The organism is Cryobacterium sp. N21 (assembly GCF_002929575.1).
Lineage (GTDB): Bacteria > Actinomycetota > Actinomycetes > Actinomycetales > Microbacteriaceae > Cryobacterium > Cryobacterium flavum.
In genome coordinates, this window is the sequence record NZ_PJJQ01000025.1 from 84,689 (window position 1) to 100,733 (window position 16,045).

Genomic DNA, 16,045 nt, shown 5'->3' on the forward strand with positions numbered 1-16,045 from the left:
ATAGCCTGACCATCAGGCCAATATAATTAGATGACGAAGTGGGTCTTCAGCGGAATACGCGTGTCGCCGGCAGTATCTATGGGGATATTTCCGCCCGATTCGAGGATGCGGCGGGCAGCCATGTAGTCGGCGGGGGAGTTGACAGCCTCGATTGAGATGAGCTGTCCTTCGCGGTAGTACAGCGCAGAGAATTGCTCGCTGTCGGGCTCGCCACGCACGACGACCTGGTCGTAGCTGATCGAGAGGCCGGCCATCTGCAGCTTGAGATCGGCCTGGTCGGACCAGAACCACGGCACCGCCGGGTTGCCGGGTTCGAGGCCAAGGAGGGCGGCTGCGGCAGTCTTTGCTTGCGCAATCGCGTTGGGCACTGACTCCAGGCGCACTGCACCGTGAATAGGATGTGCACTGTTCGCGCAGTCACCGGCCGCGACAATTCCTGGGATGCGGGTGCGGCCGTACGCGTCGACGTCGATCCCGCGCTCGGTGGCTATCCCCAGAGCCGTCGCGAGTTTGGTGTGTGGGATCAGACCGATGCCGACGACGACCATGTCCGCGTCGATCACACGTTCATTCGCGAGCGTTACTCCGGACACCCGGTCATTGCCGCGGAAGCCGGTCACCGCGGCATCCAGCACAATCTCCGTGCCGCGACGACGGTGCGCGTTCGCGTAGAAGCCCGACATCACCGGCGCGACGACACGAGCCATCAGGCGATCCTGAGCCTCGAGTACCGTAACCTTCTTGCCCTGGGCGGTGGCGGATGCCGCGATCTCGAGTCCCACGAACCCACCGCCTACGACGACGATGTGCGCGGCGCCCTCAAGATCGGTCTTCAGCGCGAGGGCGTCATCGACTGTGCGGAGGTAGTGGATGCCGCTCAGTTCGGCACCAGGCACGTGCATCCGGCGCGGCGTGCCGCCGACCGTGAAGGCGATGCGCTCGAACGGGAACGTGTGGCCGGAGCGGGTGGTCGCCTCGCCGGCGCTGCCGTTCGTCTCATCCAGTACGACCTTCTCGACCCACTCGCCGGAGACAATGGAGATGTCGTTCTCGGTGTAGTACTCGGCGCTGCGCAGGGAGAGCTCGTCGACAGTCACCGTGCTATTCAGGAAGGCCTTCGATAGCGGGGGTCGCTGATAGGGGGGATGGGCCTCACCGCCGATGACGGTGATCGGTCTGGAGTAGCCCAGTTCCCGCATGCTTGATGCGAGTTGCAGACCCGCCTGGCCTGCTCCGATGACCAGGGTGCCGGCGGACGTTCGCGACGGTTCGGTGCTGTTCATTCGCCCTCCTAAAGGTAAGACCATTATACCGCATTATTCATGCAGCGGGGACATCGTTCCTGGCGTCAGCTCCGTGGAACCCTGCAGCAGCCTGTATCCAACACGCAGCGCGGCGTTCGCGTCAGGGGAGCCATCGTCCAAGTGTGTCGACAATGCTGCCGTTGTGCGTGAGACGGCTTGACTGTTGACAACAAGGCGATTCTAGGTACATTGGTATATCCAATGTATGTTTGCAGTGAGAGGGGGTTCGCAAGTGCCCAAGGTTGTGTACGTCGAAAGCGATGGGGCCGAACGCGTCGTCGATGCATCGGACGGTGAGAGCGTCATGAGCGCCGCGATCCGATCCGGAGTGAAGGGGATCGTTGGTGAATGCGGCGGGCAGCTGTCGTGTGCGACGTGCCATGTGTGGGTCAGAGCGGACTTCCGGGATCGTGTGGGTGCCCCCGGAGAATTGGAGGCGGATCTGCTCGACATGGGTGTGTCCGAGTTCACCGAGGCGAGCCGCCTCGGATGTCAGATCAAGATGTGTGACCGGTTGGATGGGCTTGTTGTGGAGCCGCGTCCTGAGGTGTGGCATTGAGAGGAGAGTGGGATAGCGATGTTGCGGCCTGATATTAATGAGTTGTTGACGCGGACGGGTCCGGGGACGGCGATGGGGGAGTTGTTTCGTCGGTATTGGCAGCCGGTGTTGCATGTGGATGAGTTGCCGGAGGATGGGTGTCCTCCGGTGCGGGTAAAGATCCTCTCGGAACGGTTGATTGCGGTGCGCACGCCTGAGGGCGATTACGGGCTCATGGATGAGTTTTGTGCGCACCGTGGTATTTCTCTCTTCTTCGGGCGGGTGGAGGAGGGTGGTATTCGCTGTCCGTATCACGGTTGGAAGTACAATTCCGATGGTCAGGCGGTTGATGTGCCGAGTGAGTTGAACAACTCGGAGTTCTGCAAGAACGTCAAGTTGCGTTCTTATCCGCTGGTCAAGGTCGGTGACATCCTGTGGGCGTACCTGGGCGATCCGGCTGCGCAGCCACCGCTTCCTTCGTGGGAGTTCGCGACTGTGCCGACGGGGCAGACCTATACCTCGAAGCGTCTTCAGGAGAGCAACTGGTTGCAGGCGCTTGAGGGCGGGATCGACTCGAGTCATGTGACGTGGTTGCATGGTGGGGGTCCGGCGGGGAGTGGTCTTGAGGCGGATCCGCTGTTCAAGGGGTCGAAGGGCAACCAATACAACAAGAATGATGTGAAGCCGTTCTTCGAGGTTGTGGAGAACGAGGGTGGTCTGCTCATCGGTGCGCGTCGTAATGCTGAAGAGGGGCACTACTACTGGCGCGTGACGCCGTGGGTGTTGCCGAATTTTACGATGGTGCCGCCGCGGGGTGATCATCCGATGCATGGGCATTTTTGGGTGCCGATCGATGATGAGAATTGTTGGGCGTGGAGTTTTGATTATCACCCGACGCGGGATCTAACTGCGCAGGAGGTCTCGGCGATGGAGGCGGGTGCGGGTGTTCATTCGAAGAATATTCCTGGTACCTATCGTCCGGTGGCGAACAAGGGGAACGATTACTTGATCGATCGGGTCAAGCAGAAGTCTGGTGAGTTGCTCTCGGGTGTGGAGGGCATCGCGATTCAGGATTCTTCGTTGCAGGAGTCGATGGGTCCGATCGTGGATCGGACGAAGGAGCGTTTGGTCGCTACGGATGCGGGCATTATCAAGGCACGTCAGAAGTTGCGTCGTGCGGTTGAGGCGTTGCGGGATGACGGGGTCGAGCCGGTCGGGAATGTTCCCGAGCATCAGCAGATCCGTTCCGTTGCAATCGTGTTGCCTGCTGACCAGCCCTTCATAGAAGGTATCGGCGACGCTATTCACGCACGCCCCGGCATCGCACAGACAACAGTGTGACCATGTCGACGCCGATTATGATGAGTAGCTGCGCGCGGGCGGCAACCGCACAGGAGGCTGCGTACCGGATCAACTATCCGCTCGCCTATGCGCGCGCGACTCGGGTAGTGGCATTTGACGCCGTTGCGGAACGCGTCGTGAATGCCGTGTCACAGCAAGGACCGTGGGGAGAGGCGCAGTTCTATCGTGCCTCTCCGACCGGCGAAGAACTCATCACCGTCTCCGGCGAACGCCGTGCGATGGAGAGTGAGATCGAGCATTCGGACTCGGTTATTCTGGTCGCAACGAACGCGATCGAGGGCGATGCCGTCGCTGCAGTCGGCATGGCGTGCCGGGAACGGTCGATCATGACCGCGGGAATGCTGCTGCTTGAGGGTTCCGCGCTTGAGGGTTCCGCGCTCGAGGGTTCCACGCTCTTGGCGATCAGGCCGCACGCGCGGATCCTGCTCGTCCCCGCCGACCAGGAGGACCTCCTGCAGCTGCTGAGGGCGATCAGGGCATGACGACGATCCCTGAGATCCAGGCGATGAAGCGCACGGGTGAGAAGTCCGTGTGCTTCGTCGCTTGGGACTACCACATGGCGAAGATAGCCGACCGGGTCGGCGCCGATATCGTGTCGGTGGGCGACACTGTCGGCGCCAATCTGTGGGGCCAGTCGAACCCGCTTGAGGTCACGTTCGACGAGATGCTTGTCGCGGCAAAAGCCGTGCGACGTGGTGTGACGAACGCGCTTGTCAGTTGCGATTTTCCGTACGGTCCGTTGCAGGCCGGTAATGCGTTGCCCGCTGCGATCCGGCTCGTGAAGGAAGCTGGCGTCGACCTCGTTAAGCTCGACGGAGCCGCCGACTTTCCCGAGGAGGTCGAGAGACTCACGCGTGCGGGCATCCCCGTTTTCGCCCAGTTCGGCATCACGCCCCAGACCTCGCTGAAGTACGGCATCGACTACTCCGCCGCGCACACGATGCAGGTACCTGACGAGATGACGGATGACCTCGTCGCCGAGGCTAAGCGTCTCGAATCGGCCGGTGCCGTACTACTGAACTTTACCAACTCCGGTTCCGTTGTCGGACCGGCTGTCGTAGACGCGGTGTCGATACCGGTGCTCGGCGGATTCGGCGGCGGGCCGTGGCTCGACGGCCGCATCCGCATGATCACCGCTGCGATCGGCTACAGCTCCCGATGGGTGGACGACGAGCCCGACACCTATGCGAACGTCGCGCGGATCATGCACGATGCCCTCGCCGTCTGTGCTGAAGACATCCGAGCCGGCCGCCAGGTCCGAGGCGGAATCCCGGTTCCTTCCGGCCCTGAAAGAGGAGTGTGCAATGCCTGAAGTTGTACTCGACGGGATCCGAACACGTTACGAGAAGATCGGAGACGGACCGCCGCTGGTGATGTTCAGTCCGGGCGGGTTCGATGCGAGTCTGGACAACTGGACCACCTTCGGCCGGTACAAGAACCTCGGTTTCGTCAGCGCGCTGTCGAAGGACTACACCTGTGTGGTGTTCGACCGTCGCGAGTCCGGCCGATCCGGTGGGCGCCTCGAGCGGCTGTCATGGCAGAAATACGTCGATCAGACGGTCGCGCTTATCGACCACCTGGGCTTCGACCGTGTGCACACGATGGGCGGCTGCGTCGGATGCTCCTCGGCGGGGCTGCTCGCAGTTGCCCGACCCGATCGCGTGCGCAGCATGGTGCTGTTCTCGCCGGCCGGTGGAGTGACCTATCGGGCCGCACAGCAGAAGCGCTTCACCCAGCACCTCGCCTTCGCGCTTGAGAATGGCGTGTCCGGCGTCGTAGAGCATGCGCGATCGACGACCTCCGGGTTCAGCAAGGATCCGCGTGTCGGTCCCTGGGTCGCGGCGTTGCGGTCGGACGACGACTTCGCTCGTCTCTACGCCGAGACGAGCCTTGAGCGGTACATAACGATCGTGTCGGGATCCGCCCGTCTGCTGTTCGACCGTGACACTGTTCCTGGCCCCGAGCCGGAGGACCTGCAGCTGCTCGACATCCCCGCACTCATTGTGCCCGGTGAGGACAGCTCACACACACGCTCCGCTGCGCGATACCTCGAGGAGTGCCTGCCGGTGACCGAGTACTGGGACGTACCTGTGGCGGAACAGACCCCTGAGGCCTCCGTGTCGCGCGTGACAGACTTCCTGTCGCGCCACTGACGATGCCAATCAACTCACCAACCTTATTCAAGACGAGTCCAAGGATGTGCGCATGATCGAATCGGTACTGGCAGCGGTGCGGACGGCACCCGGAAAGACGGAGATGCGGGAGATCCCGAAGCCTCGCATCGACGCTGACTCCGCCCTGCTGAAGGTGGAGGTCGCCGGCATCTGCGGTACTGATGCGAAGCTTTACTTCAACCCGCCGAACACTCCGGCCACTCGCGGCCCGGTGATCATGGGGCACGAGAACGTCGGCGTGATCGCCGAGGCAGGGGAGCAGTTCAAGATCCGCCACGGTCTCCAAGAGGGGGACCGTGTCTTCGTTGAGCACTACGTCGCGTGCTTCAACTGCGAGTGGTGCCGTATCGGCGAGTACCGCCACTGCGAGGCGACGGACTGGCGCACCAATCCCGATGCGCGCCGTTTCGGATATACCTCGGCCGACTTCGACGGTCTCCTCTGGGGAGGCTTCTCGGAGTACATGTTCCTGCCGTGGAATGCGATTCTGCACAAGGTACCTGCCGAGGTTACGCCCGAACTCGCAGGCCTCGTCATGCCGATCTCGAATGGCATCGAGTGGGCTCTGCTCACCGCGGGCATCGGCTACAACGACACTGTGCTCATCCAAGGCCCCGGACAGCAGGGTCTGGCCCAATTGATGGCCGCTAAGCAGGCGGGCGCTTCGAAGATCATCCTGTCGGGCACCACCCGCGACACGGACCGCCTGGCGCTCGCCCTCGAGCTCGGCGCCGACCATGTGATCGACGTGATCACCGAGGATCCGCGCGAGAGGATCATGGACCTCACCGGCGGACGGGGGCTCGACTATGTTCTCGACTGCACTTCGCGCGCGGGGACCTCACCGACGCTTCTCGGTATCGACGTGCTCAAGCGTCGCGAGGGAACCCTCGTCGTGCAGGGAGAGCTCGCGGCGTTCCCGGATTTCCCGCTGAAGAAAGTCACCGAGAAGGCCATCACGATCAAGTCAGCGCGTGGGCATTCGTTCAATGCCTGCGAGCTCGCGATAGCCCAGATCGCATCCGGTCGCTTCCCCATGGAGAAGCTCGCCACACACCGGTATGGGATCGACCAGGTCGACCACGCCATCCGCGTCCTCGCCGGGGAGACCGACGAGGACGCCATTCACATCTCGATGATGCCCGAGCTGATCGGGAAGCCTGGCGGCCGAAAGGAAGTAGCCTGATGCCCGGAATCGTCGTCACCGGAATCCCGCGCGCCCCGCTCGACCTCATCAACGAGTTTGCCAGGTTCGGCGTCGCGACCGTACACGAGGCGCAGGGTCGCAGTGGCTTGCTCGGTGCTGAGATCACGCCGATCCAGCAGGGCGTGCGCGTCGCGGGCACCGCTGTCACCGCCACGGTCGCACCGGGCGACAACACCATGATCGGCGTCGCGGTCGAGCAGTGCCAGGAGGGCGATATCCTAGTCGTTGCACCGACATCGCCCTGCGACATGGGCTACTTCGGCGATCTCCTCGCCACGTCGCTGATGGCTCGGGGCGTCCGCGGCCTGATCATCGCGGCCGGCGTGCGTGATATCGCCGATCTGCGCGACATGGGCTTCCCCGTCTGGTCGCGCCACGTGTCGGCCGAAGGCACCCGCAAGGGCGCGCTCGGTGACGTCAACGTACCGATCTCGATCGCGGGGCGGATCGTACGTCCCGGGGATGTTGTGCTTGCCGACGACGACGGCGTGGTGGTCGTCCCGCGGTTGGATGCTGCTGCCGTCGCCCGCGCCTCGCGTGAGCGAGAGGAGACAGAGGAACGCGCCCGTGTCCGCTACCTGGCGGGCGAGATCGCGCTCGACGTGAACAACATGCGGCCCATGCTCGACACCGCGGGGATCCGTTACGTCGACTACGACAGTTGGAAGGACGGAGGCGAACGGTGATTATCGACGTTCATGGCCACTACACGACGGAGCCGGGTGCGCTGCAGGTGTTCCGCGCTGCGCAGCTGAACGGCGAAAACCCGGCATCGTCCGCGTTGTGGAACGAGATCGGCGATGACGAGGTGCGCGAGAGCGTCGAGAGCAATCAGGTCCGGATCCTGACTGGGCGCGGTGGTGACCTCATGCTGTTCTCTCCCCGCGCGTCCGGCATGCAGCACCACTGGCACGATCCTCACGTCGCGAACGAGTGGGCTCGGGCTTCCAACGATCTGGTGTATCGCGTCAGCAAGCAGTTCCCCCAGCATTTCGCTCCCGTTGCACAACTACCGCAGACACCGGAGGGGAACTTCGACGGCGTTCTCGCCGAGCTGCGCCGCACCGTCACTGAGTTCGGTTTCGTGGGCGCGAATCTCAACCCCGATCCCTCGGGCACATGGGCGGGCAAGCCGCTCACCGACGAGTCCTGGTTCCCGGTCTACGAGGCAGCCGAAGAGCTCGATGTACCCTTTATGGTGCACGTCTCGACGACTGAGAACCCGAACTTTCATACGCTGGGTGCGCACTACCTGAACGCCGACACGAGCGTGTTCATGCAGTTGCTGCAGTCGGACCTGTTTACGCGGTTCCCGAATCTGCGCTTCGTCATCCCGCACGGCGGCGGCGCCGTCCCGTTCCATTGGGGTCGCTATCGCGGCCTCGCGGTGCGCAACGAGTGGCAGGATCCGTCTGGACTGCTGCACAACGTGTTCTTCGACACCGCGGTCTACCACCAGCCGGGCATCGATCTGCTGACCGAGGTCGTGCCCAGCACGAACGTGCTGTTCGCCTCGGAGATGCTGGGCGCCGTGCGCGGTGCCGACCCGGAGACCGGCGTCGAGTGGGACGACACCTTGGTATATGTGCGCAACGCAGGGCTTAGCGATGAGGACTTCGAGCGCATCACCTGCACGAACGCCCTGCGCGTGTATCCGCGGCTAGCCGCGCATCTCGAAGCGGTGTCGGCATGAGCCGGATCCATATGACCTTCGCGTGCGGCGACTACGACCGTACACGGGCGATCGCCGAGGGCACGGTCCATGTGGACGGTGCTGACATCACCTACCTGCGGCTGCCGGTGGAGGAGACCTTCTTCCGCATGCTGAGGCACCGGGAGTTCGACGTTGCCGAGATGTCGTTGTCGACCTATGTCGCGACGCTCGACAGCGCGGGCTCCCTGGAAGAGTCGCCCTTTGTCGCGCTCCCGGTCTACACGTCCAGATTCTTCCGGCACGGCGGCATATTCATCAACACCAACGCGGGGATCCATGGCGCCGAAGACATGGTTGGCAAGCGGATCGGGATGCCGGAGATGCAGCTGACTGCCGTTGTATGGCAGCGCGGCATCCTCGCTGACCACCACGGAGTCCCGCTCGACTCCGCGACGTACTTCACAGGCGGCGAGGAGACCCCGGGGCGGGTCGAGAAGGGCAGGGTCGACGTTCCCTTCATCGTGCGCCCGATCCCTGAGGATCGCACGCTCTCGCGTATGCTCGCCGACGGCGAGATCGATGCGATTTTGGCCCCGCGGATACCGAGCACCTTCGATCCTGCCGGGGGCACGGTCGCGCGTCTCTTCCCCAACGTGAAAGCAACCGAGCAGGAGTACTTCCAGCAGACCGGGATCTTCCCGATCATGCACGTCGTCGTGGTCCGCCGCGATGTCTATGAACGGCACCCATGGGTGGCGCAGTCACTGACCAAAGCGCTGACCATCGCGAAGAATGAGGCAATCGACCGCATCTACGACGCATCTGCGCTGCAGCTGATGGACCCCTGGCTGATGGTCCATCTCGAGCAGGCTCGTACTTTGCTGGGGAAGGACTTCTGGTCCTATGGCCTTGGCCCGGCGGAGAGGCTCACAACGGAGACGTTCCTGCGGTACCACCATGCGCAGGGCCTGTCGCGCGTGCTGCGAGCGCCGGAGCAGATATTTGCCCCGGAATCGCTTGAGTCCTTCGTGATCTGATCGGTGGGCGTCGCCTTGCGACGGGTTACGCGCCCTCCAGCGAGGCGATGCGCTCGGCCGTGCGCCCAAGATGCTTGGTCATGATCAAGCGAGCGCGATCGAGGTCGTGCTTTACGATCGCGTCGACGATCGCGCCGTGCTCCTCTATGCCGCGTATGCCCATGGTGGGAGCGGCGGCCTTCGCCTGCATAAGCGAGGTGAGGAGGGGCCCGTAGAAGCTCTTCATCAGCGCCTCGATGGCGGAGTTGTGCGTGCACCCGGCGAGGCGTACGTGGAAGGCGGCGGACATATCGGTCGAGTAGTCGCCCTCTTGCTCGAGCTCGGCGGACTCCTCCACAATGGCGCGGAGGGCCTCGATGTCAACCTCGGTCGCGTGCTGCATGACCAGCGGCAGGATCGCAAGCTCGAATACCTGCCGTGCCTCGGTCGCAGCGGTGGCGGTGATGTGGGACAGCATTAGCAGATGAGCGAGATTCTCGCTCACGAGCTCAGCGGAGGGCGAGGTGAGGAACGATCCGCCCTGGGAGCCCACGCGCACCTCGACTAGGCCGTTGGCCTCCAGGATGCGAAGCGCCTCGCGCACCGTGACACGGCTCACGCCGAACTGCTGGCAGAGATCACGCTCGTTGGAGAGGCGGTCGCCAGCCTTGAGGGAGCCGTCCTCGATGAACTGTTTGATCTGATCGACGATGGCGTACGAGGTGCGCCCGATGATTACACGGCTGAACTGCGGCGTAGCGCGGCGTTCTGTGGGCTGAGGCATGCTTTTCCTCTTGGTTGGGACCTGCCCGTCAGGATGTGACTCGTCGGCGACGGACGGTGATGGCACGAGCATAACAGTTAAATGCTATATGAATAATGGTCCGATGTTCTGATTAGAAGAGCAAAACCTAGGGTGTGAGTGTTCAGATCACTGCGAGGTCTGTGCTTTTCTTATCCGGCAGGCGGCTGCGAATGCAGCGAGACTGATCGGTATGGACTGACGTTTAGCCCTCTGCTAGGTTGCGGGAAGACGCTTGGTGCCGATGTCGCATCCCGTTCGGCGTCACAACTGGGGCGTCGGGGACTCCGCGGCTTCGGCCTACTCCCAGAGCATCGATATGGTCGAATGCCGCAACCTCAAGCAACTCGGCGACTTCGTCCACGGTCTCTGTGAAATGGTCGCATGCTCGGGAGCGGCGATGGACTTCCTGCGTTGGCGCGGTTAGACTAACTGCATAGACTAATTGTTATTCCATTACCCCTCGCTGGTGAGGAAGCTGTGGCTTCTGCCGAGGGGCGTCAATTTCTGGAGGAAATAGATGGCGAAGAAACTGCGTACTTTCGTTCGTGGCCTCGACTCGGCAACGTACGGTCTGAACGAGTTCCGGCAGCAGCAGCTCTTCTATGACCGCGTACGCAATGACGAGTACGTCACCGACGATGCCCAGGTGGGGCACTCCGGTGACAGTGAGCAGTCTAAGACCTGGTGGCGCATCGGCCCCGGGGACGAGGAGTTCCTGACCCAGACGATCCACGTCCACTTCGTCGAGTTGCCCCCGCAGTCGTCCAACCACGGTCATGGCCATCAGAACGAGGCTGCCTTCTATATCCTCGAAGGCAAGGGCTACGAGGTGCACGACGATCAGCGCTACGACTGGAAGAAAGACGACCTCGTCTACGTGCACACCGACTCGGTGCACCGCCACTTCAACCCCTATGACGAGAAGGCAAAGGCGCTAGTCGTCAAGGCGAAGAGCACCTGGATGTTCATGGGGCTGATCCAGCAGGGACGCTCGGGCCCCATTGATCGGCCCGAGGAGTTCGGTCCGCGGGAGGACTGGTCCCGGATCTGGACGCCCGGGGTGCTCGATCGTAAGAAGGTCGTCGGCCCCGAGGACACTGTCTGGGAGGTCACCCGGCTCGGCAATCAGCGCATCATCGCCTCGCCGGAGAAGAGTGACGGCCGCATCTTCTCGACCGACTCGTACGAGCTGCAAATCGACCCCGCCGCGTGCTCCGGAAAGTACTGGAAGATGGCCGATGAGGTCTTCTACGTGCTCTCAGGTGGCGGGCACATCCTGATGTGGGAGGTCGAGGCCGAGATCGCGGAGAAGTACTACGCGCGCGTCGCGCTTGTACCCAAGCGCTTCGACTTCATCGAGGGCGACACGATCTACGTGCCGCAGAACCACGTGGTCCAGATCTTTGCCGGTGGTGGCGATGAGGTGCGCCTCTTCCAATCGGAAAACCGCGTCTTCAAACACCTTGGCTACGACAACGTGCACTACTTCGAGGATGCGCCGAACTACCAGAGCTGAGCCGATCGGTCTTTGAGCGGATACTTCGCCCCTCGGTAGTCGCACGTGCGCTGCCGGGGCGACTTCCTGCGCGCGTATCGCTTTGACGAAGGAGTCGCCGAATGACAGCAGCGAAGTGGCCGAGGGCGTTGCGCTCGATGGGGCACCGGAACTACCGGCTTTTCATCACCGGGCATGCAGTCAGCGCGATCGGCACCTGGATGCAACGTGTCGCCCAGGACTGGCTCGTGTTCGATCTCACCGGGTCCGCCGTCGTTCTCGGCATCACCGTTGCGCTGCAGTTCCTGCCCATGCTGTTCTTCGGACTCTGGGGCGGGGCGCTCGTGGACCGATGGAACAGGCGAAAGGTGATCATCGTCACCCAGGCGCTCAGCATGGTGCTCGCTTTGATACTCGCGGCGGTCGTGCTGACGGGTCGTACCAGCGTCGAGCTCGTCTTCGTCATGTCGGTCGCACTCGGCTTCGTCACCGTCTTCGATAACCCCGCGCGGCAGGCTTTCATAGCCGAAGTGACCATACCGCAGGACTATGTCAACGCCCAAGCCTTGGCGTCGATGGTGCACAACGTCGGGCGTCTCGTGGGGCCGGCGGTCGCCGGCACCATGATCGCCGTCGTCGGAGTCGGATGGGCGTTCGCGGTCAACGCACTCAGCTTCATCCCTCTGTTGTGCGGACTGGCGCTGATTCGCATCGACAAGCCAGATGACGAGGCGAGGAGTCAGCGTAGCGGCAGCGTGCTCGAGGGGCTAATCTACGTATTTTCGCACTCAGAACTGCGGGCGTGCATGATATTGGTCGCCGTGATCTCGCTCTTCGGGCAGAACTTCCGCGCCGTTCTTCCCGTGCTCGCGAAGGAGACCTTTCAGGGCGACGCGCAGACGTACGGCTGGCTAACATCGGCGCTCGGTCTTGGAGCGATCATCGGCGCGCTCATTACGGCCGCAACCGAGCGGGTGAGTGGGTGGTGGCTGTTGATAGCCGGCTTAAGCTTCGCAATCGCGAATGCCCTGGTCGCCGTCTCGCCCTGGCTGTGGCTGGCGATCATGACCGTGCTGCTGCTCGGGGTAACAAACATAATTTTCAACACGTTGTCCAGGACGCTGATGCTGTTGAAAACCGACCAATCAATGCACGGGCGGGTAATGGCGGTGCACGGTCTCGTATTTCTCGGTACCACGCCGATCGGGATGCCTTTGCTCGGCTGGGTCTGCGATTCCTGGGGCGCTCCGGCGGGTATGTGGGTGTCGTCGCTCACCGCTCTCGTGGCGGCGATCGCGGTATGGCCGGTGCTGCGGCGTACGCGGCTGGGAGGGGCGCGCTGATGGCGTGTCTCTTGTTCTTGGCTCATAGCCCTTGACGGAATTTTCTCGTCAACCTGATCTATAAGTGTCGAAGTGGCAGCGGACCGGGCAACACTCTTTCACGGAAGTCGAATTTACTATGCGTTTAGCCGGGACACCGCTCGTAGTGCTCATCGCTATCGGGACACTGCTCATTGCGGCGTGGGGGCTGTTTTTCGCGCTCGTGCTGCCGGGGAACTACGTAGCCGGCACGACAACTTTTGGTGTTGGTCTGGCCGTGACCGCATTCGCGCTCGGGATGCGGCATGCATTTGACGCTGATCACATTGCCGCCATCGACAACACCACCCGTAAACTTATCGGGGACAACAAAGATGCCTCGTCGGTTGGGCTCTGGTTCGCCCTTGGTCACTCCACGGTTGTACTAGTCGCTGTCGGCCTAATCTCTGCCGGGCTTTCGGCGTTCACAGCCCAAATCGATGACGACGCATCACCGATCGGTGCGTTTACCGGCGTGTGGGGACCCACAGTGTCGAGCATCTTCCTGCTCCTCATCGGCACGGTCAATTTGATTGCTCTTGTCCGCATTGTTCGGCGTCGCGGCTTAGTCCACGTAGGCGGCGAATACCAAACAGAGCCCATGTCTGGAGGGCTTGTGATGCGGGCGCTTGTGAAGGTGAATGGTTCCCTCGACCGTCCCTGGAAGATGTATGTTGTCGGGCTTCTGTTCGGGCTGGGGTTTGATACGGCATCAACGATCGTTCTTTTGCTGGTCACCGGGGGTGCCGGAATTGTGATGCCGTGGTATGCAGCTATGGTTCTGCCGTTGCTCTTCACTGCCGGCATAGTGACGTGTGATGGTCTAAATAGCATTGTGATGTCCCGGGCCTATATGTGGACCATCGGCCGACCGCGCAGCCGGACCTATTACAACCTCGCCCTGATTGGAATCTCCGTAGCGGTTGCCTTCAGCGTTGGAATCGTGGGGTTAAGCGACGTTTTCGTTGACGTGCTCAATGTCAACGCGAATCCAATCCGCACAGTGGCGGGAACGGATTTGAATTACTTCGGTTTTATTGTCGTTGGGTTGCTGATCAGCGTGTGGGCGGTTAGCTATCTCATTTCGCGAGTGCGTCGCTGAACTCTCTAACGGTCGCGCCATGTATAACGACTGTGTGGTCGCGCTAAAGTCCCCACAGCTGTGACAGGCGGGACGTATGTGTGGCGTTGCCAAGATGTGGGAATAAATACCACGCTAAGACCGCCTGAATGCTGTGCCTCGACATTCCATGCGCGGACTCAATCGCTCTTCGCGACAAGCTCTGATTACGCAGCTGCAACACCAGCTTCGCTTTGATCTTCCGTACCATTACCGGTACTCCTTCCACCACGTGGCCATCACATGGGGGAAGGAGCCTTTCAGGTGGTGCTCAACAACACCAACAATGGTGCTCAACCACCCCACTCGCCCTAACCGACGATGGCGCTCACCCGCACCACAGGTGGAGCCCACAGAAGCCAATATTCAGCGAGGATTCCCGTGATCGAGCAAAGCAGGTGGCGAGTAGTCCAACGGATGCCGTGAAGGTCGGTACGATCAAGCGGGCGAAGGCCCTCGGGTTCAAGCAGGTATGGCTGCCGTCGGTGGCCGAACGGTTGATGGTCCCGGGCGTTGCCAATGCCTCCTAGGGAACCATTACGTATCTCTAAAGTCGACTTTGCCTCGCGGACGCCGCTGTTGGCGAGTTTGATGCCATAACTGGAGAATTTACGCATTCCAGATGGTCTTGAGGTTGCAGAATTCGCGGATGCCAGCTGCCGCAAGTTCTCGCCCGTATCCGGAGTCCTTGATTCCACCAAACGGTAGCTCGGGGTACGACACCGTCATTCCGTTAATGAAGACGGCTCCGACATCGAGGGTATCGACGAAGTAATCCTCGTCGCCCTGATCAGTCGTCCAAATAGAAGAACTGAGGCCAAACGTCGTTTGGTTGGCGATGCGCACGGCTTCTTCACGCGACTCGGCGCGGTAAAGGGTGGCGACGGGGCCGAATGCCTCTTCTAGAACGAGGCGCATTCCGTCGTGCAGGTCAGTGATCACAGTGGGCGGATAGAACCATCCAGGACCGTCGGGGATCGACCCCCTAGTTAGAATCGTCGCGCCCTGCAGCTTCGCATCGTTGACGAGTTCGGCAAGATCGCTTCGCCCCGATTCGGTGGCTAGCGGCCCGACCTGCGTCGCGAGGTCGGAGGGGTCGCCGAGAACGAGCGCCTCCATCTTCTGGGTGAACAGCCGAGCGAATTGATCGTAGACATCGGCATGGATAATAAATCTTTTGCCCGCGATGCACGACTGCCCGTTGTTTTGTGTGCGCGCAGTGACCGCCGTGGTCACAGCTTTTTCGAGGTTGGCGGTTGGCATGATGATGAATGGGTCGGAGCCACCCAGTTCGAGCACGGCCTTTTTAATGTTGTGCCCGGCGATCGAGGCGACCGAACGCCCGGCCGCTTCGGAGCCAGTCAGCGTGACCGCTCTAACCCGCTCGTCGTTGAGTACTGCTTCGACCTGTGCCGAGCCGATGAGCAGCGTTTGGAAGGCGCCTGCGGGAAAGCCTGCCCGTTTAAAAAGCGAGTCCAAATACAGAGCCGATTGGGGGACGTTCGAGGCGTGTTTTAGCAACCCGGTATTGCCAGCCATGAGTGCAGGAGCAGCGAAGCGCACCACCTGCCAGAGCGGGTAGTTCCACGGCATGACAGCTAGTACCACCCCGAGCGGCTCATAGCGTGTGCCGGCTCTCGACGCGTTCACGGAGGACGGGTCATCAAGGGGCTCGTATGCCAAAAAACCTTCAGCATTTGAGGCGTAAAAGCGCATAATCCTCGCACATTTCAGCGTCTCGCTTTTGGCCTGCCCGATCGGCTTGCCCATTTCGAGAGTTACGATTTGGGCAACCTCGTCGACCTCGGTTTCGATGAGGTCCGCTGCTGCGCGCATCCAGGCCCCGCGCTCCGCGAACGAGGTGAAGCGCAAAGCTCGGTAGGCGGATGTCAAGGGCCATGAGGAACGGCCCACTGGCGGCCACTAGAAATGCCCGCTGGTGGCCATGAAAACTGCCCAGTCATGGCCAACAGATCTGCCCACCAAGATTTGGCGGCGGTGGCCATGCT

The 16,045-nt window shown here is 61.8% G+C and carries 16 protein-coding genes; 13 read left to right on the top strand and 3 right to left on the bottom strand.

What is annotated here, in order from left to right:
* Positions 1-26: 26 nt before the first annotated feature.
* A complete protein-coding gene (locus CXY77_RS03055) occupies positions 27-1,283 on the bottom strand; it encodes an NAD(P)/FAD-dependent oxidoreductase (protein WP_104129642.1) in 1,257 nt (418 codons plus the stop codon).
* A gap of 226 nt (positions 1,284-1,509) precedes the next feature.
* On the opposite strand from CXY77_RS03055, the gene CXY77_RS03060 reads away from it, so the two are divergent.
* Genes CXY77_RS03060 through CXY77_RS03100 form a run of 9 tightly spaced genes read left to right on the top strand, consistent with a single transcriptional unit; the run spans position 1,510 to position 9,276 of the window.
* Positions 1,510-1,863, top strand: coding sequence for a 2Fe-2S iron-sulfur cluster-binding protein (locus CXY77_RS03060; RefSeq protein WP_199181867.1), 354 nt, complete (start codon positions 1,510-1,512; stop codon positions 1,861-1,863).
* A gap of 18 nt (positions 1,864-1,881) precedes the next feature.
* The gene (locus CXY77_RS03065; protein WP_104129644.1) at positions 1,882-3,183 is read left to right on the top strand and encodes an aromatic ring-hydroxylating dioxygenase subunit alpha; all 1,302 of its coding nucleotides are present in this window, start codon (positions 1,882-1,884) and stop codon (positions 3,181-3,183) included.
* Positions 3,184-3,185: 2 nt separating this feature from the next.
* Positions 3,186-3,686 (top strand): hypothetical protein, encoded by a 501-nt coding sequence (locus CXY77_RS03070; RefSeq protein ID WP_104129645.1) that lies wholly within the window; start codon positions 3,186-3,188, stop codon positions 3,684-3,686.
* On the top strand, positions 3,683-4,516 hold the full coding sequence (locus CXY77_RS03075; protein ID WP_104129646.1) for a 3-methyl-2-oxobutanoate hydroxymethyltransferase: 834 nt from the start codon (positions 3,683-3,685) through the stop codon (positions 4,514-4,516). The genes CXY77_RS03070 and CXY77_RS03075 overlap by 4 nt, the downstream gene beginning before the upstream one ends.
* Entirely contained in the window at positions 4,509-5,357 is an 849-nt protein-coding gene (locus CXY77_RS03080) for an alpha/beta fold hydrolase (protein WP_104129647.1), read from the top strand. The genes CXY77_RS03075 and CXY77_RS03080 overlap by 8 nt, the downstream gene beginning before the upstream one ends.
* A 52-nt stretch (positions 5,358-5,409) precedes the next feature.
* Entirely contained in the window at positions 5,410-6,564 is a 1,155-nt protein-coding gene (locus CXY77_RS03085) for a zinc-binding dehydrogenase (RefSeq protein ID WP_104129648.1), read from the top strand.
* The gene (locus CXY77_RS03090; RefSeq protein WP_104129649.1) at positions 6,564-7,271 is read left to right on the top strand and encodes a 4-carboxy-4-hydroxy-2-oxoadipate aldolase/oxaloacetate decarboxylase; all 708 of its coding nucleotides are present in this window, start codon (positions 6,564-6,566) and stop codon (positions 7,269-7,271) included. Before CXY77_RS03085 ends, CXY77_RS03090 begins: the two co-directional genes overlap by 1 nt.
* Complete coding sequence (locus CXY77_RS03095) at positions 7,268-8,278, top strand: amidohydrolase family protein (protein ID WP_104129650.1); 1,011 nt, start codon at positions 7,268-7,270, stop codon at positions 8,276-8,278. The genes CXY77_RS03090 and CXY77_RS03095 overlap by 4 nt, the downstream gene beginning before the upstream one ends.
* Positions 8,275-9,276, top strand: coding sequence for a 4,5-dihydroxyphthalate decarboxylase (locus CXY77_RS03100; RefSeq protein WP_104129651.1), 1,002 nt, complete (start codon positions 8,275-8,277; stop codon positions 9,274-9,276). Before CXY77_RS03095 ends, CXY77_RS03100 begins: the two co-directional genes overlap by 4 nt.
* A gap of 25 nt (positions 9,277-9,301) precedes the next feature.
* Here the strand turns inward: CXY77_RS03100 and CXY77_RS03105 are convergent, their stop codons facing one another.
* Positions 9,302-10,039 carry a FadR/GntR family transcriptional regulator gene (locus CXY77_RS03105; RefSeq protein WP_104129652.1) on the bottom strand — a complete coding sequence of 246 codons (738 nt, stop codon included), beginning with the start codon at positions 10,037-10,039 and terminating at the stop codon, positions 9,302-9,304.
* Between the two features lie 538 nt (positions 10,040-10,577).
* On the opposite strand from CXY77_RS03105, the gene CXY77_RS03115 reads away from it, so the two are divergent.
* From CXY77_RS03115 to CXY77_RS20835, 4 genes are all read left to right on the top strand, one after another.
* Positions 10,578-11,576 carry a cupin domain-containing protein gene (locus tag CXY77_RS03115; RefSeq protein WP_104129654.1) on the top strand — a complete coding sequence of 333 codons (999 nt, stop codon included), beginning with the start codon at positions 10,578-10,580 and terminating at the stop codon, positions 11,574-11,576.
* Positions 11,577-11,677: 101 nt separating this feature from the next.
* Positions 11,678-12,898 carry an MFS transporter gene (locus tag CXY77_RS03120; RefSeq protein ID WP_104129655.1) on the top strand — a complete coding sequence of 407 codons (1,221 nt, stop codon included), beginning with the start codon at positions 11,678-11,680 and terminating at the stop codon, positions 12,896-12,898.
* A 145-nt stretch (positions 12,899-13,043) separates the two neighbouring features.
* Positions 13,044-14,018, top strand: coding sequence for a HoxN/HupN/NixA family nickel/cobalt transporter (locus CXY77_RS03125; protein WP_158252762.1), 975 nt, complete (start codon positions 13,044-13,046; stop codon positions 14,016-14,018).
* Between the two features lie 416 nt (positions 14,019-14,434).
* Positions 14,435-14,566 (top strand): hypothetical protein, encoded by a 132-nt coding sequence (locus tag CXY77_RS20835; RefSeq protein WP_255409973.1) that lies wholly within the window; start codon positions 14,435-14,437, stop codon positions 14,564-14,566.
* Between the two features lie 79 nt (positions 14,567-14,645).
* On the opposite strand, the gene CXY77_RS03130 is transcribed toward CXY77_RS20835, so the two are convergent.
* Entirely contained in the window at positions 14,646-15,929 is a 1,284-nt protein-coding gene (locus CXY77_RS03130; protein ID WP_233197190.1) for an aldehyde dehydrogenase family protein, read from the bottom strand.
* Between the last annotated feature and the right edge of the window lie 116 nt (positions 15,930-16,045).